Genomic DNA, 23304 nt, shown 5'->3' with positions numbered 1-23304 from the left:
AGCCGAGGTGGCCCCCCGTGCGCCCCACGGCGTCGACGATGAAGGCGCGAAGCTCGGCCGCGAGCTCGACGCACTCGGCGACCGACAGCGCGCGCAGGTCCTCGGGCGAGGCGATCGAGGAGAGGAGCGGGTAGGGCGAGGCGCGTTCGGCCATGACGGCGCGAACGCTACCTGGGCGACCGGCCCCGCCGGCTCGCGCCCCCGCCCGCCCGCTCGCCTCCCGAGGCCAATCGAGCGCTGCCCACCACGGTGGCGTACGCGGCCGGGAGCATCCCGCACGCCCGGCGCGCCACGGCGCTGGTCGCGCCAGTTGGATCGTGCAACGATGTGTGTGAGCGTGCGCCGGCTGCGCGGCGCGTGCGAGGCACCCGCAGAACTGCCCGTCGAGCTGGGGCGACAGCCTGCCGGGCGGCCGCACGCACGGGCGAGGGCCGCGGCGCCGGCGGGCAGGGCCGGGATCGCCGGAGCACCGCTACCGGCGCGCGAGCGACGCGGGCACGGAAGCGCCCGGACGAGAGGGAAGGAGCCACCATGGCGAACGACGCAGGACCGGCGAGGCCCGTGTACCCACCGGCGACCCCGGCGATCGGCGAGCGGCGCAGGGAGCTGGCGCCCGCCATCCACGACGCCTTCGAGCGCTTCAGCCGTGCCGTGTTCGGCGCCGGCGCCCTGTCGGAGAAGACGAAGCAGCTCATCGCCGTCGCCGTCGCGCACGTCACCCAGTGCCCGTACTGCATCGCCGGCCACTCGAGGCTGGCGCGCGAGAAGGGCGCGAGCGACGAGGAGGTCATGGAGGCGATCTGGGTGGCCGCCGAGATGCGCGCCGGGGGTGCCTACGCCCACTCGACGGTGGCCCTCCACGCGCTCGGCGACGAGGCGCGGGTGCACGGCCACCGCTGAGCGGTCGGAGGCGTCGTCCGCGCTCGAGCGGACGCGAGCCCCCTCGGCGACGGCGACCGGCTGGGCCGCCGAGGAAGCCGCCGGCTTGCGCCGGCGGGCCGTCGGCGCGCGCAGCGCACCTGGCTGCTCGCGCGCCGACGCGTAGGCTCGGGCCGTGGCCCTCGTCTACGTCGACGGCGCCCTCGTCGAGCCCGAGGCGGCGCGGGTGTCGGTCTTCGACCACGGTCTCGTCGCGGGCGACGGCGTCTTCGAGACCGTCCTCGTGCACGAGGGCCGGCCGTTCGCGCTCTCGCGCCACCTCGACCGGCTCGCCCGCTCCGCCGCCGGCCTCGGGATCGCGCCGCTCGACCTCGCGCAGGTGCGCGGCGCGGTCGAGGCGGTCGTCGCGACCGCCGACGAGCCGGAGGGCCGCCTGCGCCTCACCGTCACCGCCGGGCGCGGCCCGCTGGGATCGGGTCGCGAGCGCGTGGCACCGACGGTCATCGTCGCCCTCGGTCCGCTCGACCACGACCCGCGCGAGCTGGCGAGCGTCGCCACCGTCCCCTGGCCGCGCAACGAGCGGGGCGCGCTCGCCGGACTGAAGACGACCTCGTACGCGGAGAACGCGCTCGCCCTCGCCTGGGCGTCGGCGCGGGGTGCGCACGAGGCGATCTTCGCCAACACGGCCGGCCAGCTGTGCGAGGGCTCGGGCTCGAACGTCTTCGTCGTGCTCGACGGCGAGCTCCTCACCCCGCCGCTGCGCTCGGGCTGCCTCGCGGGGGTGACCCGCGCCCTCCTCCTCGAGCGAGTCGGGGGCGAGGAGCGCGACCTCGCCATCACGGACTTTCGCGCCGGCCGCCTCGACGAGGCCTTCCTCGCCTCGACGATCCGCGGGGTGCAACCGATCGGGGCGATCGACGGCGAGGCGCTCGGCGGCGCGCCCGGGCCGGTGACGACGCAGGCGGCGTCGGCCTACCGCGAGCTCCTCGCGACGTCCGAGGACCCCTGAGCCCCGGCGGGCAGGTCCGCGCCTGGTCACCGACCAGGAGCGATCACGCGGACGGCTGACGCATCCGGCCCGGCCGACAGCTACAAGTGGGGCAGCCTCAGCGCGTCGGGGTGTGCCCGTCACGGCCGAGGCCTGGCACCCGTCGGCGGACGCCGGACCGCGAGCGGCGCGGCCGGTCTCGAGGGAGGTCCCATGCGAGCACCCCAGGTCCTTCGCGGCGCCCGGTGGGCCGCCGCGGCTGCGCTCGTGCCCCTCGCGCTCGGCGCGAGCACAGCGAGCGCGTCTCGCGCCCACAACGGGCAGCACCACGCGATCCTCTTCGTCGCGCCCGCCGGCACGAGCGCGAACAGCGACACCTCGTGCCAGGCGGCGGGCTTCGCGAGCATCCAGGCGGCGATCGGTGCCGCGGCCCCCGGCACCACGGTGGTCGTCTGCGCCGGCGCCTACCACGAGCAGGTCAGGATCGACCGGCCGCTCCAGCTCGTCTCGCGTGGCGCGACCATCGACGAGACCGGCGTCACCCCGAGCGACGCGCTCGCCATCCCGGGGATCGGCACGGAGACGATCTTCGCCGCCGTCGTCATCACGAGCTCGCACGTGCGGCTCAGCGGCCTCACGATCACCGGCGCCGCGGGCGAGGGCGTCCTCGTCGTCGGCCTCGGCGCGACGCTCCGGGACGTCCTCCTCTCGCGCGACACCGTCGTCGGCAACGACCGCGGGGGCGGGGTGCCCCCGGCCTCCACCTACTTCGAGTGCCAGCCGAGCGGCCAGATCCCCGGCGACTGCGGCGAGGGCATCCACCTCACCGGCGTCGCCGACTCGGCCGTGCTCGACAGCTACGTCGCGGGCAACTCCGGCGGGATCCTGCTGAGCGACGACACCGGGCCGACGCACGACAACCTCGTCGAGGGCAACGTCGTGACCGCGAACCCCTTCGACTGCGGCGTCACGCTGCCCGGGCACAACCCGAACGCGCTCGCCGCGTCCGGCGCGCCCCGGCCGGCGCTCGGCGGCGTCTACCGCAACGTCGTCCGGCACAACGTGATCACCGGCAACGGCCTCGCCGGCGAGGGTGCCGGGGTGCTGCTGGCGGACGCCGGGCCCGGCACGGCGTCGTACGACAACGTCGTCGCCGGCAACTACATCGCCGGCAACGAGCTCTCCGGCGTGACGATGCACGCCCACACGCTGCCGCCGGGGGCCGTCGAGGACCTGAGCGGGAACGTGGTCGTCGACAACGTCATCGGCCAGAACAACCTCGGCAGCCCCGCCGCCGGCCCCGGCGACCCCCTCGACGGCCCGCCGGTGACCGACCCGCTCACGACCGGGATCCTCGTCTTCTCCGGCAGCGTGCCCGTCTCGACGACGATCGCGCGCAACCGGATCTTCGGCGACGCGGTGGGCATCTGGCTCGGGACGCGCCACCTCGTCAGCGCCACGCTCGACGACAACCTCTTCTTCGCCGTCGCGACGCCGGTGTCGGCGGACAACTGAGCCGCCGACCCGGCAACCGGGGGCGTGCGTCCGCCGTCAGGCGCGTCGGCGCGAGGACCAGGGGCTAGAGTTAGCCACGAGACTGCATCGCATGGGCGCTGAGCGGGAACGGACCGTGAGTCCCGCCGGACGGACGCCTGCAGGCCCCCGCCACTGAGCGCCGCCCAGGCGAGCGCAGCCCGTCGAGGTGGGGCTCGGCCCGCGAGGCGAGGAGGCACGGATGGCCCAGCAAGGCGCGCGCTACACCGAGGAGGACGCCGACCTCTCCGCGCTGGAGGGCCAGCGTGTGGCGGTCGTCGGGTACGGAAACCTCGGGCGCCCGGCAGCCCTCAACCTCCGCGACGCCGGCCTCGCGGTCGTCGTCGGCAGTCGCGAGGAGCCCGCGGCCTCCCGGGCTCGGACCGAGGGCTTCGAGGTCGTCCCGATCGAGGAGGCCGTCGGCGGCGCCGACGTCGTCTGGCTCGCCCTGCCCGACGAGGTCATCCCCGAGGTGCTGGCGCCCACGGCCGCGACGAGACCGGCGCCGGGCGCGCTGGTGTGCTTCTCGTCTGGGTACACCCTCGCCTACGACCTCGTGAAGCTGCCGAGCGACGTCGACGCCGTCCTGCTCGCGCCGCGCATGATCGGCGCCCGCATCCGCGAGCTGTACGTCGCGGGGCAGGGCTTCTACAGCTTCGTCTCGGTCGAGCAGGACGCCACGGGGACCGCCCGGGCTCGCCTGCTCGCCCTCGCGAAGGGGTTCGGCACGCTGCGGCGCGCCGCGCTCGAGGTGTGCGCGCGCGACGAGGCGGCGCTCGACCTCTTCGTCGAGCAGACCCTCGGCCCCTACCTCGGCGCCGCCGTGCTCGCCGCCTTCGAGGTCGGCGTCGGCCGTGGCCTGCCCCCCGACGCGCTCGCGCTCGAGCTGTACCTGTCGGGCGAGATGGCGAGCACGTGGGAAGCCTTCGCCGAGCACGGCTTCTTCGAGGGGGTGCGCCTGCACGGCCACTCGGCGAGCTTCGGGGGCTTCATCCGGCTGAGCAACATCGACGTCGAGGCGATGAAGCGCTCCTTCGGCGACATCCTCGACGACATCACGAGCGGCGGGTTCGCGCACCGCTTCCAGGAGGAGCTCGCCGCGGGCTCACCGACGCGCGAGCTCATCGAGGCGATGGTCTCCGGCGACGACCCGCTGTCGAGAGCAGAGGCGGCGCTGCGTGACGCGCGAAGCGGGTGAGCGGCGCGCCTCGCTGAGTCGCCCGCCCGCGGCGCTCGTCCTCGTCTGCCTGGTGACGAACCTCGCCGAGGCGGGGGTGGCCGTCGGGCTCGGCATCGCCGGCGGCGCGGCGATCGCCCCGCAGGCGGCGGCCCCGCCCCCGCTCGCGCTCTTCGGTGACCTGCGGTGGCTCCTCGTCTACGAGCGCTCGTGGACCACCTTCGCTCTCGGCGCCGGCGCGCTCCTCGCGCTGCGCTCCAGCGTCACCGCGCTCCAGGCGCGCCTCGCCTGGCCGGGCCCCAAGCCGCCCTTCGGGCGGCTCGCGGCGCGCGCCGCGCTGGCGAACGTGGCGCTCGGCGCGCTCCTCGCCCCCTTCGCCCTCCTGCTGTACGGCTTCGGCGCCTTCCCCGTGTCCTGGCTGTACTTCGCGGCCGTCCCCTCCGTCGTCGTCCTCGCTCTCCTCCTCCACGAGGCGAGCCTGTCGAGCGCCTGGTGGCGCCACGCTCCCGGGCTGCGCCCGGCGGCCTGGACCGCCCTCACCGCCCTCGTGCTCACCGCGGCCGCCGGGCTCGTCTCGCTCGACCCGGTCGCGCTCGCGCTCCCCGTCGCCGCGCTCGCCGGCCTCTTCGAGGCGCTCGCCTGGCGCCGGATCGTCACCGCCGTCGCCTCGCGCCCGGTGCGGCGCTTCGCCCCGCTCGCGCCCCTCTTCGCCCTGAGCTTCGTCGCCGGCGCGCTCCTCGGCGCGGCGGCCGGCTTCTCGGCGGCGCGCGTCCCGCCGTCGGCGCCGGCCGGCGAGGCCGCGCCGGAGGCCCTGCGCGGCCGGCAGGTGGTCCTCCTCGCCACCGGCTTCGCGAGCCACTACGAGGGCGCGCCGGCCACCCTCGCCGCCGCGCCGCGCCGGGCGCGCGTCGTCCGCTTCTCCTACCGGGGCTCGACCGGCTCCGGCGCGCCCCTCCCCTACCCCGCGAGCGCGACGCGCGCCTCGCTCGCCCACCTCGAGCGGCTGATGGCGCGTCAGGTGGACGAGCTCGCCCGCGCGAGCGGCCGGCCCGTCGACATCGTGGCGGTGAGCGAGGGCAGCGCGATCGTCGAGGCCTACCTCGCGGCGACCCCCCGGCCCCCGGTGGGGACGGTCGTGCTCGTGAGCCCGCTCCTCGATCCGGGAGCCGTCGGCTACCCACCCGCGGGGCGCGACGGCTGGGGCATGGTCGCCGGGCGGGGCCTCGCCGTCCTGAGCTCGTGGCTCGCGCCGATCTCCACCGTCGACCTCTCCCCCAACCAGCCCTTCCTGCGCTCCCTCCTCGCGGACCACCTCCGCCCTGCCGCCCCGCCGCCGTGCGCGCCCCGCTGCCAGACGATCCGCGAGCTCGCGGTCATCCCCCTCGCCGACGCGGTGACGGGCGCGCTGCCACGCTGGCGCGGCGTCGAGAGCGTCGTCGTCCCGGCCTTCCACAGCGGCGACCTCGCCGATCCGGCCGTGCGCGCCGTGGTCGCCGAGGCGCTCGAGGGCCGGCGCGTCGTCGCCGACCCCGCCGAGTCGACCCTCGCCCGGGTGATCGGAAGCCTCGCCGCCGCGTGGCGCGTCCCTGCGCTCGCACCCGGGCTCTCGTGAGCGCGACCCCGCTGCCGGGCACGGCGGCCGGCCAGGGCGAGACGGGCGGGCACCGCCGTCCGGTCCCCGAGGGTTCGCCGGCGCCGGAAGCCGGGAGGGAGCCGGCCGTCCCGCACCATCGGTCGCGCGCGCGAGCGGCGCGGCGCCTCCTCCTCGCGCTCGTGCTCGTCGCCGCCATCGTCGCCGGGGCGCTTCGCGCGCCGAGCGCGCTCAAGGACTTCACGACGGCCTTCGCCCACGTGCGGCCGAGCCGCCTCCCGTGGCTCGCGGCGGCGGTGGGCGGCGAGTTCGTCTCCTTCCTCTTCTACGCCCGCATCCAGTCGAACCTGCTGCTCGCGGGGGGTGCACGGGTTCGCCTCGTCGACCTGTTCCGGCTCGCGATCGCCTCCACCGGCCTCGCCGCGCTCCTGCCGGCGGGTGTGCTTCCCTCCTCGGGCTGGCGCTACGAGCAGTACCGCCGGATCAACCTGCCGCCGCCGCTCTCGCTCTTCGCCGTGCTCGCCTCGGGCTTCGTCTCGACGGTGACGCTCCTCGCGCTGCTCCTCGTGGCCGCCGCGATCGCCGGCGTCGGCTCGCCGGCGCTCCTCGCGACGAGCGGCTTCGTCCTCGTCGCCGGGTCGGCGGCCTTCGTCGCGCTCGTGCACCGTCTCGAGGCGCTCGAGCGTCGCGTCGACGGCCGCCGAGGCGGTCTCGCCACGCTGGCACGACGCCTGCTCGCCGCCGCCGAGGGCGTCGCGATGTGCCGGCCGGGATGGCGCCGGGGCGCGGTCACCTTCGGTGACGCGGCCGGCAACTGGCTCGCCGATGCCGTCTGCCTCGTGAGCGCGTTCGCGCTCTTGGGACTGCCGATCCCCTGGCGCCCGCTGCTCTTCGCCTATGCCGCCGCCCAGCTCGCCGGGAGCATCTTCCCCCTCCCCGGCGGCCTCGGCGCCGTCGAGGGCGGCATCGTCGGGGCCTTCGACATCACGGGCGTCCCGGTCGGCACCGCCCTCGCCGCGGCCGTCGTCTACCGCGTCATCAACTACTGGGGCGTCGCGCTCATCGGCGGGATCGAGCTCGTCAGCTTCGCCCGCCACCCCCTCGCCGCGCCCGTGGACGGCGAACGGTCCGCCGGCGAGCAGCCCGCCGACACGCCGGGGGGTGCGCCGTAGGCAGCGGTGCTCGCGCCGCGCTCCCCGTCACGCCTCCTCCCACCACCAGCTGAGGCCGCTCACGCCCGGGCCCGTGTGCGCGAGCATCACCGGCGAGAGGCTGGCGACGAAGCTGGTTGCGGGCTCGACGAGGCTGCGGACCGCAGCGAGCAGCCGGTCGGCCGCCTCCGGCTCGAAGGCGTGCAGCGCCGCGACGTGCAGGCGGGCGTCGGCGCGCAGCGTCCGCCGGAAGTGCTCGAGGACGCGGGCCTCCCCTGCCGCGCTCGAGAACGCCGGCCGCATCGGGCGCACCTCGCCACGCACGAGGCTGAACACCGGGCGCAACCCGGTGAGGCGGGCGGCCAGCACCGCGGCGGCGGGGACCCGGCCGGTGCGCGCCAGGTAGGACAGGCCGGCGATCTGGGCGACGACGCGCACCCGGGCCGCTGCCGCGCGCGCCGCGGCGACCACGGCCTCGAGCGGCGCCTCCTGCGCCGCGGCGCGCGCGGCAGCGAGGGCGACGAGACCCTCGCCCGCCGTCGCGCTCTCGCTGTCGACGACGCGCACCTCGTGCTCGGCCTGCGCCAGCTGGCCGGCGAGCCGGGCCGCCGACGCGCTGGCGGACAGGTGCGCGGCGACCGTCACGACGACGACGCCGTCGCCGCCCTCGGCCTTCTCGATCGCCTCCAGGAACTCGCCGGGCGAGGGTGCGGCGGTCGTCACGCCGGCGTGCACGCGCCGTACCAGCTCGTCGCGGCCGACCGACGCGTCGACCTCGCCCTCGGGCGTGCGGATCGACATCGGCACGACGACGAGGCGCGACCGCTCGGCCCCGTCGGGGAGCGACGCGCCGCCGTCGACGACGACGCCGACGGTCACCTCGCTGGCGCCTCGTCGGCGTCGGCGACGAGGCGCCGCAGGAGGCGGCGGGGCGTCGCGGGGAGGCGGCCGTCGTCGCCGACGAGCCGCTTCACGAGGACCGGCGCCACGAGGATCGCCCCGGCGAGCGCGCCGTGGCGCCCTCTCGAGCGCCACAGGAGGAGCGGGAGGAGCACGAGGGCGACGAAGGTGCCTGCACCGGTGCGTCGGGCGATCCGGCCGAGGCCGAGGCCGAGGCCGAGCAGCGCCGTCCCCTCGGGGGCGAGCACGAGGCCCGCCCCGAGGAGGAGCGACACGCCCCGCCCCCCCCTGCCGCCGAGCCAGGGCGACCAGTTGTGGCCGACGACGGCGGCGGCTGCGGAGGTGGCGCCGAGGAGGGGGCGCTCCCGCCCGGCGAGGAGCGGGCCGGTGGCCCCCTTGGCGAGCTCGACACAGCCGGCGAGCGCGAGCGGCCCGAAGCCGGTCACGGCGTACAGGGCGCTGCCGGACACCGTCCCGCTGCCCACCTCCCGCAGGTCCGTTCCGGCGCGCCGGCGCGCCACGAGGTTCGCCACCGGCACCGACCCGGCGAGGTAGGCGGCGCCGAGCACGACGAGCGGTGACGGCCGCCTCCTCGCTCCCCCGCGCCCCGCCCGGACCGGGGGCGCGCCGCGCCGTCCACCCACGCGTCGCAGCACTCGTGCACCGTTGCCGAGCGGCACGCCCCCGTCAAGTCCCGCCCCCCGCGCCGCCCGCGCGCGCCGCGGCGATCGCTGCGGCCAGCCGCCGCTCGAGGGCGTCGTCGTAGGGGGGGCACAGGTCGACGACGACGCCCGCCGCGCCCGAGGCACGCGCCGTCGCGACGCGCCCGGCGAGCGCGCCCGGCGCCTCCTCGGGGGCGGCCTCCAGCACGGCCTCGAGCACGGCCGTCGCCGGGACGCGCCCTGCGGCGCGCGCCGAGGACGAGAAGCGCTCCGCCAGGCCGGCGAGCGCGGCCTCGCCGCCGGGGCGCAGCGCGACGAAGGTGAGCTCGGCGTAGCGGGCGCCGAGCTCGAGGAGCGCCCCGTCCGCCTCGGCATCGCCCTGCGCGACGTAGAGCGCGAGCGGCACCGGCTCGTCCCCCGCCGCCCGGGGCTCGTTGTGGGCCCGACGGATCGCGAAGCGAGCGCCCGAGAGGCTGGGGCCGGGCACCCGGAGCATGGCGCGCACCACCTCGAGCGCCTCCCCGAGGGAGGCGGGCTCGAGCGGTGGCTCGCCGGGCCCGGCGAGCGCCGCGAGGGCGCGCCCGTCGGAGCAGACGTCGAGCGAGGCGGCGAGCTTGGCGAGCAGCGAGGGGGGGCGGCCGGCCGTGCCGGCGGCGAGGCACCCGAGCGCGACGCGTTCGGTCGCCTCGGCGAGCGCGCCGAGCAGCACGTAGGGGTCGGCGGGCAGCACGGTGCCGGCCCGAAGGCGCCGGTCGTCGCCCGCGAGGAGGACGGCGTCGGCCCCCTCGGCCTCGGCGAGGCGAGCGAGGGGCACGAGGCGGCGGACCCCCGTGCCGTCGGGCCCCGCGACGAGTGCCGCGGGGTCGAGCCGGACGCCGAGATCGATGCGCACGCCCCGGTTGTAGCCCGCGGCGCCACTCGGCGCGATCATCGGGCGGTGGCGAGGCGGGGCGCGCCGGGCGGGCGGGGTGTCTCGCGCCTCGCGATCGACCCCCTCACCGGCACCACCGCCGAGGTGCGCCGCGTCCAGCCGTACGCCGCCACGAAGCCCTACCGCTGCCCCGGCTGCAGCCAGGAGGTGCCGGTCGGGACGGGGCACGTCGTCGTCGTCCCCCTCCAGGCACCCGACGAGCGCCGGCACTGGCACGGCGCCTGCTGGGAGCAGCGCGCCCGACGACCTCCGGGGCGCTGAGCAGGCGGTCGGGCCGGCCGGCGGCGCCGGCCCGGTAGCATGGTGGCGAGGGATGACGATGGGGTCACTGGGACTCGCGGCAGTGGGGACGGCGGCGCGCACGAGCGCGGAGGAGCTCGCGCTCGAGGCCCTCTTCGCGCTCGTCTTCGCCGTCTTCGGCTACCGCATCTCGACCCGCTACCGTGCCGCTCGCGGCGTCACCCCCTGGCACCTGCCCTCGCTCGTGTGGGCGCTCATCTGCCTCGTGCTCCAGCCCTTCGGCATCATCGTCGAGCTCTTCGCCGAGTTCACGACCCGCGCCGCAGGCGTGACGCTGTCCGGCGAGCGGTTCGACCCCCTCGAGGTCGTGCCGGCCCGGAAGCTCGCGCCGAGCCCCATGCCGGCAGCCACCTGGGCGGTGCCCGTCGACGAGGCAGGGCGCACCGCCCTCTTCGGGTGGTACCCCGACCCATCGGGCCGCCACGAGCTGCGCTACTTCGACGGGCGCGTCTGGTCGGACCAGGTCGCCGACCGGGGGGCGGTCGCCACCGATCCCCTGTAGCGCCGGCACCGGCGCGCCGCGCGGCCCGGCGCCCGGGTGAGGGACCGGCGCGGCGGGAGTCACGACGGCCCCGGCCCCGTCCGCGAGGCGCAGCGCGCGAGGGCGTCGTGCGCCGCCGCCTCCACGCCGTGCGCTCCGGCGCGCTCCCGCAGCTCGAGAAGCCCGCGCGCGCCGCGCGCGGCGCGGGGGGCGACGAGCCAGGTCGGCGACGGCACCGCGCTCGGCGCGCGCGAGGTCGACGTCGTCGCGCGCCGGCCTCGGCGACGGACGCCGTCGACTGGACCACGGCGAGGCCGGTCGGCGCGCGACCGACGGCGACCGCCCGCGTCCGGCGCGTGCTGGCCGGAGACCGGCGCCGCGCTCGGCGTGGGCCGGTAGGTGCTGGCCGCCTACCCCGCCGGCGTCGCCGCTGCCAGCTCGCGGTGCGTGGCGCGGCGCCGGGGGCGGCCTCCGGCGACCGGCCGGATCACAGCTCCTTGTCGGGCAGGGCTTCGACGTTCACGTCCTTGAAGGTGACGACGCGCACCGACGAGACGAAGCGGGCCGGACGGTACATGTCCCAGACCCACGCGTCGCCGAGCTCGATCTCGAAGTAGGTCGCGCCGTCCCCCTCGTGGGGGGTCACCTTGACGTCGTTCGCGAGGTAGAAGCGCCGCTCGGTCTCGACGACGTAGCGGAACATCGGCAGCACCGCCCGGTACTCCTGGTAGAGGGCGAGCTCGATCTCCGCTTCGAACTGGTCGAGGTCCTCCTCTGCGCTCATCGTCGCCACTCCATCACCACGGGCTCCCCACGGTCCCACCGGCGCGCCGCGCCGCTAGCGGGCCTGGCGGCGCTCCCGCACCTTCGCGGCCCGGCCGACCCGGTCGCGCAGGTAGTAGAGCTTCGCCCGCCGCACGGCGCCCTCGCTCACGACCTCGATCTGCTGGATGATCGGCGAGTGCACGGGGAAGGTCCGCTCGACGCCGACACCGAAGCTGACCTTGCGCACGCTGAAGGTCTCCCGCGACCCGGACCCCTGGCGTCGGATCACCACGCCCTGGAACACCTGGATCCGCTCCCGGTTGCCCTCGACGACCCGGACGTGCACCTTCACGGTGTCGCCGGGGCGGAACTCGGGCACGTCGTCGCGCGCGTTGGCGCGGTCGACGAGGTCGGTCGGGTTCATGGCAGCTCACGCTCCTTGCGAGGTCGCGCCCGCCGCGGGGAGGCGCCCGCCGTCGGCGGCTCGGCGGCAGGAAGACAATAGCCGTGCTCCGCGAGGAGGCGCACCTCGTCCTCGCTGAGGCCGCCGCGCGCCTCGATGAGGTCGGGACGGCGCTCGAGGGTGCGCGCCAGGGCCATGGCGCGCCGCCAGGCCGCGACCCGGCCGTGGTCGCCGCTGCGCAGCACCTCGGGAACCTCGAGGCCTCGGAAGCTCGCCGGCCTCGTGTACTGGGGGTACTCGAGCAAGCCGGTGGCGAAGCTCTCCTCGCCCGGCGACGCCTCGTTGCCGAGCACCCCGGGAACGAGCCGGGCCACCGCCTCGAGGACGACGAGGGCCGCGAGCTCGCCACCGGCGAGCACGTAGTCACCGATGGAGAGCTCGCCGTCCACGAGCGCGTCGGCGATGCGCTGGTCGACCCCCTCGTAGCGGCCGCACAGCAGGGAGAACGCCCCGAGCTCGGCGAGGCGGGCGCAGCGGCGCTGGTCGAGTCGCTCGCCGCTCGGCGAGAGCAGGTAGAGCGGACGGGGCGGAGCGGCCGCCTCCACGGCCGCGAAGACCGGGCCGGGGGCGAGCACCATGCCGGGGCCGCCGCCGAAGGGTGCGTCGTCGACGGATCGCCGGGCGTCGGCGGCCCCCGCCCGCAGGTCGTGCACGGCGAGCTCGAGCAGCCCCGAGCGCCGGGCCCGGCCGAGGATGCTGGCGTTCGCGTACGCCTCGATGACGTCGGGGAAGATCGTGAAGATCGCGACGACGAGCGGCGCGCTCACTCGAAGAGCCCCTCGGGCACCTCGACGACGACGCGCCCACCCGTTCGAGCGACGACGAAGCGGAGCGGGACGAGGTAGCGGTCGTCGACGACGAGCAGGTCGCTCGCCGGGTTCGCCTCGAGCGCGGTCACCCGACCGCGCACCTCGCCGGCGAGGTCGACGACCTCTGCGCCGACGAGCTCGTGGACGAAGAGGGCCTCGGGGTCATCGATCGGGTCGCCCTCGAGGACCGCGCCGGTCAGCGCGCCCGCCGCCTCGCGGTCGTCCACCCCGGCGAAGCGGAGCAGGTGCCCGTGCCGGTGCGAGCGCGCCGAGACGACGACGAGCTCTGTCGGGAGGTCACGGCCCGGCTCCTCCCGCACGCCGAGGCGCGCCCCCGGCTCGAGCCGTTCGGGGCGGTTCGAGACGAGGTGGACGACGACCTCGCCCGACAGGCCGTGCGGCCTGCCGATCCGGCCGAGCTCGAGGCGGCGGCCCACCGCGCTAGCGAACTGCCGGGCGCGCGCCGCCTCGACCGGAGCGACCCCGGGGGGACCCGCTCCCGGGTGCGCCCGGACGAGTCCGTCGCGGCGTCGCGCGACTCGCCCGGGTCCGGCGACCGTCACTCGAGGGCGCGGCAGCGAGCGAGCGTGCGCAGAGCACGGCGCGCGAGCCGCCGGGCCGGTCGTGCCGGCACCCGTCCGAGGGCGCCCCGCCGCCGCGAGGCCGAGGCGGGCTCGCCGGGCGCGCCGGCGAGGCGGGAAGCCCGAGGCGCGGAAGCGCCGGGCGGAGCGGCCCGAGCGCGGGGGCGCGCCGCAGGGCGAGCGTCGCGCTCCCGCCGCCGATCGCCCTCACGCTGCCTGCACCTTCGCCCACCTCCGTGCCCTCGCGGCCCCCCGTCGCCGGTGGCCCGGCGCTCCCGTCCAGGCGCTGCACGACGCCGGTCGACCGCCTCGCGCCGATCGCCCCACGCTGCCATGCGACTGGGGAAGCCGCAACGCACCTGCGACCTCGCCTGCACGCCGACGCGCTCGCGCAGCGGCCCCCTCGCCCACGCACGGGCCTGAGCCACCTGCGGGCCCGGAACCTCCTGCCGGCGGCAAGGCCGCGAGGCGTTGCGCGCGTGCGACAGGCTGGGATACGTTTGCGGCATCGATTCCACACTCGGAACGAGCGGGGGTTCCCCGGGGGGAGGGCGACGCGAGGGCGGGGGGACGGCCCGAGCAGCCGGGACGCGCTCGTCCGGCTCGATCGGCCGCTCACCCTCACGTGCGGCCCCTTCCCGGTCGCTCCCCTCGGCAGAGCACGTCGCAGGTCACCTGCTCATCACCCGGTAGCAAGGGGGGAACACATGAAGCTGCATTCGGTCCACCGTTTCCGGACACCGGTCGCGCTCGTGGCCGCCGGTCTCGTGGCCGCCGGCCTTGCGGCGGGCTCGGCCGCGGCGGGCGCCACCGTCCGCTCGCGCCACGCCGGCTCCTCCCAGCCGGCGACGCTCGGCACCTTCCAGACGAGCGGCAACGCCTCGACCTGGGTCGTCTGGAACCGCTCGCGCTGTCGGTTCGTGCCGACGAGGAAGCACCCGCGTCGCTACCTCGCCGTCCTGCGCAAGCAGCCCAAGCGGCTCCTCCTCGGCTACGGCACGCAGAACGAGAACAGCCAGTTCCTCAACATCATGAACCTGAACATCCAGAACACCGCCGAGCGCGCCGGCTTCGCCTTCCACATGGTGAACTACCAGTACCCGAGCGAGCCGGACGCGATCGCGGCCGCGGAGTCCCTCGCGCTCGAGCACCCGGCGGTCGTCATCAGCTACAACGTGGACACGACGATCGATGGTCAGCTGAACTCGACCTTCAGGTGCACACCGGTCATCAAGATCTCGACGCCGTCGACGTCTGTGAACACGGTCGAGTTCGGCGCCGACAACGCTGCCATCGGCCACGCCGAGGGGGTGTGGCTGGCGCAGTACGCGAAGAAGCACGGCTGGAAGGCCTCGGGCACCGAGGCGTTCGGCGTCGTCATCCCCGCCCTCGCGGCGATCAACGAGCGCGTCACCGACTGCTTCGCCACGCTGAGGAAGCTGATGCCAGGACTGCAGACCTCCGCCGAGGCGATCACGTCGAGCACGACCCCGCTCACCGAGTCGGCCGCGGCGTCGTGGCTGACTGCCCACCCCTCGGTCCAGCACGTCCTCGGCTGCTCGATCTCCGATATCAACGGCGTCGGCTACAACGAGGCGCTCGAGACCGCCGGGCGCGCCACTGGGTCGGCGATCGTCGGCGTCGGCGTCGAGTCCATCGGTCTCGCGGCGATGGGTCCGGGGAGCGCCTTCAAGGCCTCGGTCAACATCGGCTACGCCACCGCCGGTAGGATCCTCGTCCCGATGGCCGAGGACATCCTCGCGGGTCGCCCCGTCCCGACCGAGGTGTTCTCGCTCACGCGGGTCTACAGCCGCGGCAGCTGAGCAGGCCGGATCGCGGCTCCACGCGTCGGCCAGGGACAGGGACCCAGAGGTGCGGTTGCCTGCGGTGCGAACGAGATGACGGTCCAAGCTCCCGTCGGTCTGCCGGAGCCGAGCGCAGCAGCGGCTGAGGACGCCGAAGCTCCTCAGCCGCTGCTGCGGCGAACCGTCGGCCTCCTCTACCACGCCAACTGGGCGGGGCTCCTCGTCGCGATCGTCGCCGTCTGCGTTGCCTTCTCCCTGCTCAGCCCCTACTTCGCCACCGCAGGCAACGTCGCGAACATCGTGCGTGCCCAGGCCTACATCGGCATCTGCGCCTCGATCACCACGATCGTGCTGATCGCGGGCGGTATCGATCTGTCGATCGGCGCCAACATGTCGCTGAGCACGGTCATCGCGGCGCAGCTGATGTCCCAGTACCACCTCGCCTGGTGGGCCGCGATCGCCATCACCCTGGCGGTCGGGCTCGGCATCGGCTTGGTCAACGGGTTGGTCATCGTGCGTATCGGCATCAACGCGCTCATCGCCACGATCGCGACCCAGTTCCTGCTCTACGGGGCGTCCTACCTCGCCGGCGGCGGCGCGGCAGGCGACATCCTGATCACGAACCGAACCTTCGTCGAGTTCGGTCGCGGCATGGTCCTGCACGTGCCCGTCCCGGGGATCCTCGTCATCGTCTCGTTCCTCGTCACCGGCTGGATCCTCTCTCGTACTCGCTTCGGCCTGCAGGTGAGGGCGATCGGCGGCACGCCGAACGGGTCCGCGGCGCGCCTCGCTGGCGTCAACGTGGCCCGCCAGCGGCTCATCGTGTACGTGCTGAGCGGGCTGTTCTCCGCGATCAGCGGCATCGTCCTCGCTGGCTACACCGGCTCGGGCAACTCGCAGGAAGCCTTCGGCGTCGAGCTCACGGTCATCGCCGCGGTCATCATCGGCGGCACCGCGCTCGGCGGTGGGTCCGGCTCGGTCTTCGGCTCCTTCCTCGGCGTGGTCCTGCTCGGCGTCGTCCTGGACGGCCTCCTGCTCGAGAACGTGCCGATCTCCTGGCAGTACGTGACGCAGGGGGGGGCGCTCCTCGTGGCGGTGGTCGTCGACGAGTACCGTCGTCGTAGCCAGCAGTCGACCTTCGTATGACGGCGAGCGACCACACCGCGCCCGCCGGCGCCGTCGGTGCCCTCGGGGATGCCGACGGCCAGGTCGTGTTCGAGGCTCGAGGCCTGTCCAAGCGCTACGGACCCGTCGAGGCGTGCCGCGACGTCTCCCTGCAGGTCGCTCGCGGCGAGCTCCTCGCCATCGTCGGCGACAACGGGGCCGGGAAGTCCACGGTCGCCAAGATCCTCACCGGCGCCCTCAAGCCCGACAGCGGGGAGCTGTTCCTCTTCGGCAAGCCGGTGTCCTTCACCGATCCCCTCGAGGCGCGGCTGGCCGGCGTCGAGGCCGTCTACCAGGAGCTCGCCCTCGCCCCGAACCTCGACGTCGTCGAGAACCTCTTCCTCGGCCGCGAGATGGTGCGCCCGGCCTTCCACCTGCCCTTCCTGCGGCGCCTCGCCGACCGGGAGATGACCGAGCTCGCCCGGCGGCAGCTGCGCGACCTGCAGATCCGCATCCCGCGCCTGCGCGGGGTTCCCGTCGGGCGCATGTCCGGCGGACAGCGCCAGACGATCGCCATCGCCCGCGCCATCTTCTGGGCGAGCCAGGTGCTCGTGATGGACGAGCCGACCGCCGCGCTCGGCGTGAAGGAGGCGGGCGCGGTGCTCGGCCTGGTGAGAGAGGCGGTCGCCCGCGGCATCGCGGTCGTCATGATCAGCCACGTCATGAGCCACGTCGTCGACCTCGCCGATCACGTCGTCGTGATGCGCCACGGGGTCAAGGTCGACGACCTGCGGCGGGGAGAGTTCGACACGGAACGGCTCGTCCGCTCCATCGTCGGCGCGTGACGTCGCGCGAGGGCACCGAGGCGAGGTACGAGGGGGACCGGTGCCGGGCACGCCCGAGCCTCGGGCGAGGCGGCCGGCCCGGTGCGCCGCGCGCCGCGAACGGCGCGGCCCGCAGTGCTCGCTGACCTCCTCGTCCGCGGTGGCCGGGTCATCGATCCCGCACGCGGCGTCGACGCGCCGTGCGACGTCGCGATCGCCGGCGGCAGAATCCTCGACGTCGCGCCCTCCATCGACCCTGCTCTGGCGGCGCGCACCGTCGCCGCGACGGGGTGCATCGTCGCGCCGGGCCTGGTCGATCTCCATGCCCACGTCTTCGCGGGCCAGGACCTGGGCGTCGACGCCGGCCGCTACGGTCCGCCCGCGGGCACGACCACCTTCGTCGACGCTGGGAGCGCAGGAGCGCACCTCTTCGACGCCTTCCGTCGCGCCTGCATCGAGCCGGCACGCGGTCAGGTTCTCGCCTTCCTCAACGTCTCGACGATCGGGACGACGAGCATCCGTCTGGCCGGGGAGTGCAACGACCTGCGCTACTGCTCGCTCGACGAGTGCCTCCGCTGCTTCGAGCGCCACGCCGACGTGCTCGTCGGCATCAAGGTCAGGGCGTCGGCGGACGCGGTCGGAACCAACGGGCTGGCACCGCTGCGCATCGCTCGGGAGGCCGCGGATCGCCTCGGTGTGCCGCTCATGGTGCACGTCGCCGAGCAGCCTCCGGGTATCGCCGAGGTCCTCGGCCAGCTGCGGGCCGGCGACATCCTCACGCACTGCTTCACGGGGTTCGGCAACCGCCTCGTCGACGACGCGGGCCGGCCGATCCCGGAGGCCGTTGCGGCCCGAGAGCGCGGCGTGCTCTTCGACGTCGGCCACGGCGCGCGATCCTTCGACGCGTCGGTCGCGGCGGCGATGCTCTCGCACGGCTTCGGGCCGGACACGATCAGCTCGGACCTCCATGCGTACAGCGCGGACCGCGTCACGGGCCTCCCGCAGGTGCTCTCACGGTTCCTGGCGCTCGGCTGCGACGTGCGCGACCTCGTCCGCCTCGCGACGATCGCGCCGGCGCGCGCCATCGGTCGGGACAGCCTCGCGTCGCTCAGGCCCGGCTCCCCCGCGACGATGGTCGTGCTCGAGGTGGTCCGGGAGCCCTGCTCGTGGGAGGACGCCTGGGGCCACGTGCTGCACGGGGCGGCGCGCCTCGAGGTCCGGATGACCTTGGACCGCGGCGTCCCCACCTACCTGAGCCTCCCGGCGCGAAGCGGGTAGCCGTGGCAGCTCGCAGCGCGATCGCCGCCGGGCGACGACGTGGCGCCACCCTCGGCCTCCCGCCGCAGCGCTCGCGCGCCAACCACGACGCCGCCCTGCGGCTCGTCGCCACGAGGAGCTGATAGGTGCGCCAGCGCAGGGAAGCCCTCGAGCGCCGCGGCATCCACGGCAGCCGGCGGGACCTCGCCGAGGAGTTCCTCGCCCGCCCATTCGGGAGCCACACGCCCGACCTGCAGTACCTCCTGAACGTCATGCGCTCGGCGCCCGACGCGGGCAAGCACTTCCTCTACGTGCGCGAGCCGCACCGCGTCTGGGAGCTCGCGCGCCTCGGCCCGGAGCCCTCGCTCCTGCCGATCGAGCTGAGCGGCCGCACCTTCAGGGACCTCCTGGCAGCCGAGCGCTACGTGTTCGAGGTCCGCTGGCGGGAGCTCTTCGGCAGCTGGCCCCTCGAGGATCAGGTCGAGCCCGTGGCGGGCGTGGCGACGACCACGAGCGGTCGCCTGCCGCTCCTCGCCTACGCCAGCGCCCAGAGCGTCGTCGCCGGCGATCAGATCTCGTTCTGCGTCAGCTGCGACGCCCCTCGCTACCGGGCCGACGTCGTGCGCCTCCACTGTCCGGACGTCGGGCCGGACGGTCCGCCGTTTCGCGAGGAGGTCGTCGACTGCGCGCTCAGCGGCGGGTACGACGGTCGCCGCCAGCCGATCCACCCCGGCTCCTACCTCTGCAGCGACGCCCGCGTGCCCCTGCCGGCCACCTTCTCGTTCCGGCTCGGGATCCTCCCGACCCTCCCGGACGCCCCCCATCGCCAGACCGTGCTCGACCTCGAGGCCGAGACCCAGCGCGTCCTGCTCTACGTCGAGGACGGGACGCTCGCCCTCGAGCTCGTCGCGCACGGCGTGACGGCCAGGCTCGACGCGCCGCTCGTCGCTGGTGCCTGGGCGGGCGTCGTCTGCGAGGTCGACCTGGCCTCGGGCGGCGCCGCCCTGCACGCTCGGGCCCGGGGCGACCGCGGCCTCGAGCTCGACTGGTCGGCGGACGCGACCGTCGGCACGCTGGCCGGCTCGACGCAAGGCGACGAGGCGCTAGCAGACTTCCGGGTGGTCCTGGGGGCGCAGGCGAACGCGCCCGGGGTTCCGGGCGTGGCCCCGGCGTGCAACCACTTCAACGGCAAGGTGGAGCGCCTCACGCTCTTCACGCAGCGCCTCGACGCCACCGCGACCGAGCGCGTCGCGCGCGGCGGTCCGAACGAAGAGGTGGGCGCCGCGCTCCTCGACTGGGACTTCGCCCACGGCATCGCCGACACCGAGCACGTCGCGGACGCGAGCGGCAACGGCCACGGGGCCTCGGCGCACCAGCTGCCGGCGCGGGCCGTGAAGAGCTCGAACTGGGACGGCTCCCAGATCGACTGGCGCGCCGCGCCCGAGCAGTACGCGGCGGTGCACTTCCACGAGGACGACCTCGCCGACGCCGGCTGGGACGCGACCCACGTGCTCACGGTGCCGCCCGACTGGCCGAGCGGCTGCTACGCGCTCCGCCTCGTCGCCGGTCGCCACGAGTGGCGGGTGCCCTTCTTCGTCCGACCACGCGCGCGGCGCAACCGCGTCGCCTACCTCGTGCCGACCGCGACGTACGCCGCCTACGCCAACATGCACCTGCGGGTCCGGGCCCCCTTCAACGAGATGAACCAGGGGCGCCTCATCGTCCTCGACGACACGGACCTGCTCCTGCTCGAGCTGCCCGAGCTCGGGAGGTCGACCTACGACGTCCACCGCGACGGCAGCGCGGTGCTGTACTCCTCGCTCCGCCGGCCCGTCACGAACTTCCGGCCGAGAGGCCGCATCTACAAGTTCTGCCTCGACCTCCTGCTCGTCGACTGGCTCGAGCACGAGGGCGTCCCCTTCGACGTCCTCACCGACGAGGACCTGCACCGCGAGGGACCCGCCGCGCTCGACGGCTACGCCGTCACGATCGTCGCGACCCACCCCGAGTACTACAGCTGGAGGATGCTCGACGCCCTCGAGGACTACGTCCGCAGCGGCGGACGGCTGATGGTGCTCGGCGGCAACGCCTTCTACTGGAACGCCGAGTTCCACCCCGAACGCACGGGCACGGTCGAGGTCCGGCGGCCCGGTGCGAAGACGCTGTGGACCGTGGACTACAGCGAGTCCGTGTACAACGTCAACCCGGCACCTGGCGGGGAGCTGCAGAAGGTCGGCCGCCCGCCGGCGCGCCTGTCGGGCTCGACCTACGTCACGATGGGCTTCGACGAGTCTCGCCCCTACCGCCGCCTCCCGGTACCAGAGGCGTGCGGCTTCGCCTTCGAGGGCGTGCGCGGAGAGGTCTTCGGTCAGACCGGGCTGCTCGCGGGCGGGGCGGCCGGCTACGAGATCGACCGGGCCGCCCCGAGCCTCGGCACGCCTCGCCACGCCGTCCGGCTCGCGACGTCGTTCGCGCACTCGAACAACTTCGACAACATGCTCGAGTCATGGTCCGACAAGGTCCCGCCGGCCAGCGACGACGAACCCGAGCCGGTGCGGGCGGACATCGTCTTCTTCTCCCTCCCCTCGGGCGGTGCGGTCTTCTCCGTCGGGTCGATCGCCTGGGCAGGCTCGCTGCCCGTGAACGGCTACCGCAACGACGTCCGGCGGGTCACGGCCAACGTGCTCGGCCGCTTCCTCGATCCCACCCCGTTCGACGAGCCGTCGCGCGATGGCGCGCTCGGGTCGCACGGGCATCCCGGGCGATGATGGCTGCCGGCGCAGGCTGCGCGATCGGCCACGGCAGATCCTCTCGCGCACCGGAACTCGACGATTCCCGCCCGATCCGCAAGGAGGTGCCCTCATGACGCTCTACGCCGGCGCGGCGCGCCTCGCGCTCGAGCCGCCCCTCGGCCTGCCGATGATCGGCTTCGTCCGCCAGCGCCTGCCCGCCACCGGCTACGGCGCGTGGCCGCTCGAGACGAGCGCGATCGCTCTCGACGCCGACGGCAGGCGCGTGATTCTCTGCGGCGTCGACGTGATCGGGGTCGGCGAGCCGGAGGTCAGCGACCTGATCGATCGCGTGGTCGACGCGACCGGCGCCGACCCGGCCGGCGTCGTCCTCAACTGGAGCCACACGCACCTCGCCCCCCCGGGCAGCGGCTGGGCCGGCGAGCTCCTCGGCGAGCCGGACGCGCGCCGCGAGGCGCGCGTCCGCTCGTTCGCCGACGTCCTCCAGGACAAGGTCGTCTCCGTCTGCCGGCTGGCGTTCGAGCGGCTCGAGCCGGCGCGCGTCGTGTGGGGGCTCGGCGAGGCCGACCTCGCCGTGAACCGCCGCGAGCGCGTCGGCGGCCGGACGATCCTCGGGTGGAACCCCGACAACCTCGTCGACAACCACGTCGGCGTCCTCCAGGCGCGCCGGCCCGACGACTCGGCAATCGCGACCGTCGTCGCCTACGGGTGCCACCCCGTCACGACCGGCTTCGACATGTCCGTCTACTCGGCGGACTACCCGGGGCCGCTTCGGGAGCTGGTACGGCGCATCACCGGGGGGGAGTGCGTCTTCCTGCAGGCGGCCGGCGGCAACGTGCTGCCCCGCGTGGCGTTCACCGACGACGAACGGGAGGCCGAGCGCATGGGCCGGCGGCTGGCCCTCGAAGCGCTCCACGCCGTCGCGGACCGGCCGTCGGCACCGGTCCGGATCGTCCGGCAGGACGACGGCTCGGTGACGCCGATCTCCGCGTACCGCAGGCAGGAGGAGGCTGCCGAGGCGCCCCTCCTCGCCGCGACACGCCGGCGCGTCACGTTCCCGCTGCTCCCGCTCCCCTCGCTCGACGAGGTCGCCGCGCAGCGGCAGGCCGCCGACGCCGAGCTCGAGGCGGCTCGGGCGAGCGGCGACGCCGGAAGGATCAAGGTCGCGTGGTACCACGCGGGGTGGGCCCGCAAGGTGGAGCGTGCACTCCGGGACGGGACCGCTCCGAGAGCAACCGAGGGCTGGGTCAACGCGGTCAGGATCGGCGACGGGCTCATCGCGACCGGGCCGGGCGAGATCTTCACCGAGATCGGGATGGCGGTGAAGGAGCGGGCGCCGGGCGTTCCGACGCTCTACCTCGGCTACACGAACGGCATCGTCTCGTACTTCCCGACCGCTGCCGAGTACCCCTACGGCGGCTACGAGGCCGACTACGCCTGCCGCAGCTACGGCCTGCCCGCGCAGGTCGCCCCCGAGTGCGAGCAGATCCTCGTCGAGACAGCCGTCCGGGCGGGCGAGGAGCTCTTCCCCGACGCGATCGCCTGGGACGCCACGAAGGGATGGCACGCGACCGGGAAGCTCCCGGAGCTCCCGGCGCCACCGCCCCTCCTCCACCCGTCGCGCGCCACGGGGGAGCCCGAGGGAGCAGGGATCGGCGCGGCCGCTCACCACCATCCTGCGCACGGCCGGGCCTGATCGCGAACGTCGGGCGGTGCGCCCCGGCAGGGGCCCGGGCCCGCGGTGACGGCCGCTCGGCTCGGGTGCCCACCGACGGGCGCCCGTCGTCCGGTCCGGCGGCGCGCGTCGGCTGCCGCGGGGTCGTCGCGAGGTCGTGCTCGATCCCACCGCAGCGGCGGACGCCGCCTCGGAGGGCACGGCGGGCGCGGGTATAGGGTGGCACCGGGCGGCCGACCTGCCACGAATCGCACCACGGGCACCGGACGCGCCGATGAACCGAGCGGTCCGGCAGCACGCCCGACCGGAGGAGGGACCGTGAGCGGAGCACCCATCGAAGGCATCAAGACCGTCCTCTACCCCGTCGCCGACCTCGCTGCGGCGAAGGCCGTCTTCACCGCCCTGCTCGGCGCGCCTCCCCAGGTCGACTCGCCCTACTACGTCGGCTTCGACGCGGCAGGCCAGCACGTCGGGCTCGTCCCCCGCGGCACGCCGCAGGCGCCGGCCACGCCCGTCGCGTACTGGCACGTGGCGGACATCGACTCGAAGCTCGCCGAGCTCCGCGCCGCTGGCGCGAGCGTCCAGGAAGCGCCGCGCGAGGTCGGCGGGGGACGGCGCGTCGCGACGCTCGCCGATCCTGACGGCAACCCCATCGGGCTGCTGCAGGACGGCTGAACG

At 75.2% G+C, this 23304-nt stretch carries 22 protein-coding genes; 15 read left to right on the top strand and 7 right to left on the bottom strand.

Translation table 11 applies throughout. From position 1 onward, the window contains the following. Positions 1–531: 531 nt before the first annotated feature. The 6 genes from VKV23_06315 (at position 532) to VKV23_06290 (ending at position 7340) form a co-directional block, all read left to right on the top strand. Positions 532–900: a carboxymuconolactone decarboxylase family protein gene (locus VKV23_06315; protein ID HLI15649.1), complete on the top strand. Its 369-nt coding sequence runs from the start codon at positions 532–534 to the stop codon at positions 898–900. A gap of 154 nt (positions 901–1054) precedes the next feature. Continuing rightward, positions 1055–1888 (top strand): aminotransferase class IV, encoded by an 834-nt coding sequence (locus tag VKV23_06310; GenBank protein HLI15648.1) that lies wholly within the window; start codon positions 1055–1057, stop codon positions 1886–1888. A gap of 192 nt (positions 1889–2080) precedes the next feature. Next, complete coding sequence (locus tag VKV23_06305) at positions 2081–3382, top strand: NosD domain-containing protein (GenBank protein HLI15647.1); 1302 nt, start codon at positions 2081–2083, stop codon at positions 3380–3382. Positions 3383–3602: 220 nt separating this feature from the next. Beyond that, positions 3603–4598, top strand: a complete 996-nt coding sequence (locus VKV23_06300; protein ID HLI15646.1) for an NAD(P)-dependent oxidoreductase — start codon at positions 3603–3605, stop codon at positions 4596–4598. Continuing rightward, on the top strand, positions 4579–6189 hold the full coding sequence (locus VKV23_06295; protein HLI15645.1) for a hypothetical protein: 1611 nt from the start codon (positions 4579–4581) through the stop codon (positions 6187–6189). The genes VKV23_06300 and VKV23_06295 overlap by 20 nt, the downstream gene beginning before the upstream one ends. Beyond that, complete coding sequence (locus VKV23_06290; protein HLI15644.1) at positions 6186–7340, top strand: YbhN family protein; 1155 nt, start codon at positions 6186–6188, stop codon at positions 7338–7340. Before VKV23_06295 ends, VKV23_06290 begins: the two co-directional genes overlap by 4 nt. A 27-nt stretch (positions 7341–7367) precedes the next feature. Here the strand turns inward: VKV23_06290 and VKV23_06285 are convergent, their stop codons facing one another. The 3 genes from VKV23_06285 to VKV23_06275 form a co-directional block, all read right to left on the bottom strand. Beyond that, positions 7368–8198 carry a DegV family protein gene (locus VKV23_06285; GenBank protein HLI15643.1) on the bottom strand — a complete coding sequence of 277 codons (831 nt, stop codon included), beginning with the start codon at positions 8196–8198 and terminating at the stop codon, positions 7368–7370. Then, the gene (locus tag VKV23_06280; protein ID HLI15642.1) at positions 8195–8788 is read right to left on the bottom strand and encodes a glycerol-3-phosphate acyltransferase; all 594 of its coding nucleotides are present in this window, start codon (positions 8786–8788) and stop codon (positions 8195–8197) included. The genes VKV23_06285 and VKV23_06280 overlap by 4 nt, the downstream gene beginning before the upstream one ends. A 118-nt stretch (positions 8789–8906) precedes the next feature. Continuing rightward, positions 8907–9812 carry an LLM class flavin-dependent oxidoreductase gene (locus VKV23_06275; GenBank protein HLI15641.1) on the bottom strand — a complete coding sequence of 302 codons (906 nt, stop codon included), beginning with the start codon at positions 9810–9812 and terminating at the stop codon, positions 8907–8909. Between the two features lie 6 nt (positions 9813–9818). Here VKV23_06275 and VKV23_06270 point away from each other — a divergent pair, with 6 nt between their 5' ends. Continuing rightward, positions 9819–10073 (top strand): hypothetical protein, encoded by a 255-nt coding sequence (locus VKV23_06270; protein HLI15640.1) that lies wholly within the window; start codon positions 9819–9821, stop codon positions 10071–10073. Positions 10074–10125: 52 nt separating this feature from the next. Beyond that, positions 10126–10614: a DUF2510 domain-containing protein gene (locus VKV23_06265; GenBank protein ID HLI15639.1), complete on the top strand. Its 489-nt coding sequence runs from the start codon at positions 10126–10128 to the stop codon at positions 10612–10614. Between the two features lie 466 nt (positions 10615–11080). Here the strand turns inward: VKV23_06265 and VKV23_06260 are convergent, their stop codons facing one another. The 4 genes from VKV23_06260 to rimM are packed head-to-tail and all read right to left on the bottom strand — an operon-like array spanning position 11081 to position 13067. After that, a complete protein-coding gene (locus tag VKV23_06260) occupies positions 11081–11377 on the bottom strand; it encodes a DUF2469 family protein (GenBank protein ID HLI15638.1) in 297 nt (98 codons plus the stop codon). A 54-nt stretch (positions 11378–11431) separates the two neighbouring features. Further along, complete coding sequence (gene rplS, locus VKV23_06255; protein ID HLI15637.1) at positions 11432–11782, bottom strand: 50S ribosomal protein L19; 351 nt, start codon at positions 11780–11782, stop codon at positions 11432–11434. Continuing rightward, positions 11779–12588, bottom strand: coding sequence for a tRNA (guanosine(37)-N1)-methyltransferase TrmD (gene trmD, locus VKV23_06250; protein ID HLI15636.1), 810 nt, complete (start codon positions 12586–12588; stop codon positions 11779–11781). Before trmD ends, rplS begins: the two co-directional genes overlap by 4 nt. Next, complete coding sequence (rimM, locus tag VKV23_06245) at positions 12585–13067, bottom strand: ribosome maturation factor RimM (protein ID HLI15635.1); 483 nt, start codon at positions 13065–13067, stop codon at positions 12585–12587. The genes trmD and rimM overlap by 4 nt, the downstream gene beginning before the upstream one ends. Before the next feature lie 851 nt (positions 13068–13918). Here rimM and VKV23_06240 point away from each other — a divergent pair. The 7 genes from VKV23_06240 to VKV23_06210 all read left to right on the top strand — a co-directional run bounded on the left by VKV23_06240 (position 13919) and on the right by VKV23_06210 (position 23301). After that, positions 13919–15034 (top strand): substrate-binding domain-containing protein, encoded by a 1116-nt coding sequence (locus VKV23_06240; GenBank protein HLI15634.1) that lies wholly within the window; start codon positions 13919–13921, stop codon positions 15032–15034. 75 nt (positions 15035–15109) lie between these two features. Continuing rightward, the gene (locus VKV23_06235) at positions 15110–16162 is read left to right on the top strand and encodes an ABC transporter permease (protein HLI15633.1); all 1053 of its coding nucleotides are present in this window, start codon (positions 15110–15112) and stop codon (positions 16160–16162) included. Then, positions 16159–16965 (top strand): ATP-binding cassette domain-containing protein, encoded by an 807-nt coding sequence (locus VKV23_06230; protein ID HLI15632.1) that lies wholly within the window; start codon positions 16159–16161, stop codon positions 16963–16965. Before VKV23_06235 ends, VKV23_06230 begins: the two co-directional genes overlap by 4 nt. A gap of 114 nt (positions 16966–17079) precedes the next feature. Then, complete coding sequence (locus VKV23_06225; protein ID HLI15631.1) at positions 17080–18222, top strand: amidohydrolase/deacetylase family metallohydrolase; 1143 nt, start codon at positions 17080–17082, stop codon at positions 18220–18222. Positions 18223–18347: 125 nt separating this feature from the next. Beyond that, positions 18348–20969, top strand: coding sequence for a N,N-dimethylformamidase beta subunit family domain-containing protein (locus VKV23_06220; protein HLI15630.1), 2622 nt, complete (start codon positions 18348–18350; stop codon positions 20967–20969). A 94-nt stretch (positions 20970–21063) separates the two neighbouring features. Continuing rightward, positions 21064–22647, top strand: a complete 1584-nt coding sequence (locus VKV23_06215; protein ID HLI15629.1) for a hypothetical protein — start codon at positions 21064–21066, stop codon at positions 22645–22647. Positions 22648–22944: 297 nt separating this feature from the next. After that, the gene (locus VKV23_06210; GenBank protein ID HLI15628.1) at positions 22945–23301 is read left to right on the top strand and encodes a VOC family protein; all 357 of its coding nucleotides are present in this window, start codon (positions 22945–22947) and stop codon (positions 23299–23301) included. The last annotated feature ends 3 nt before the right edge of the window (positions 23302–23304 follow it).

The organism is Acidimicrobiales bacterium, from assembly GCA_035294085.1.
Lineage (GTDB): Bacteria > Actinomycetota > Acidimicrobiia > Acidimicrobiales > Bog-793 > DATGLP01.
Note: the sequence above shows the minus strand (reverse complement) of the source record. Positions and strands in the feature narration are given on the sequence as shown.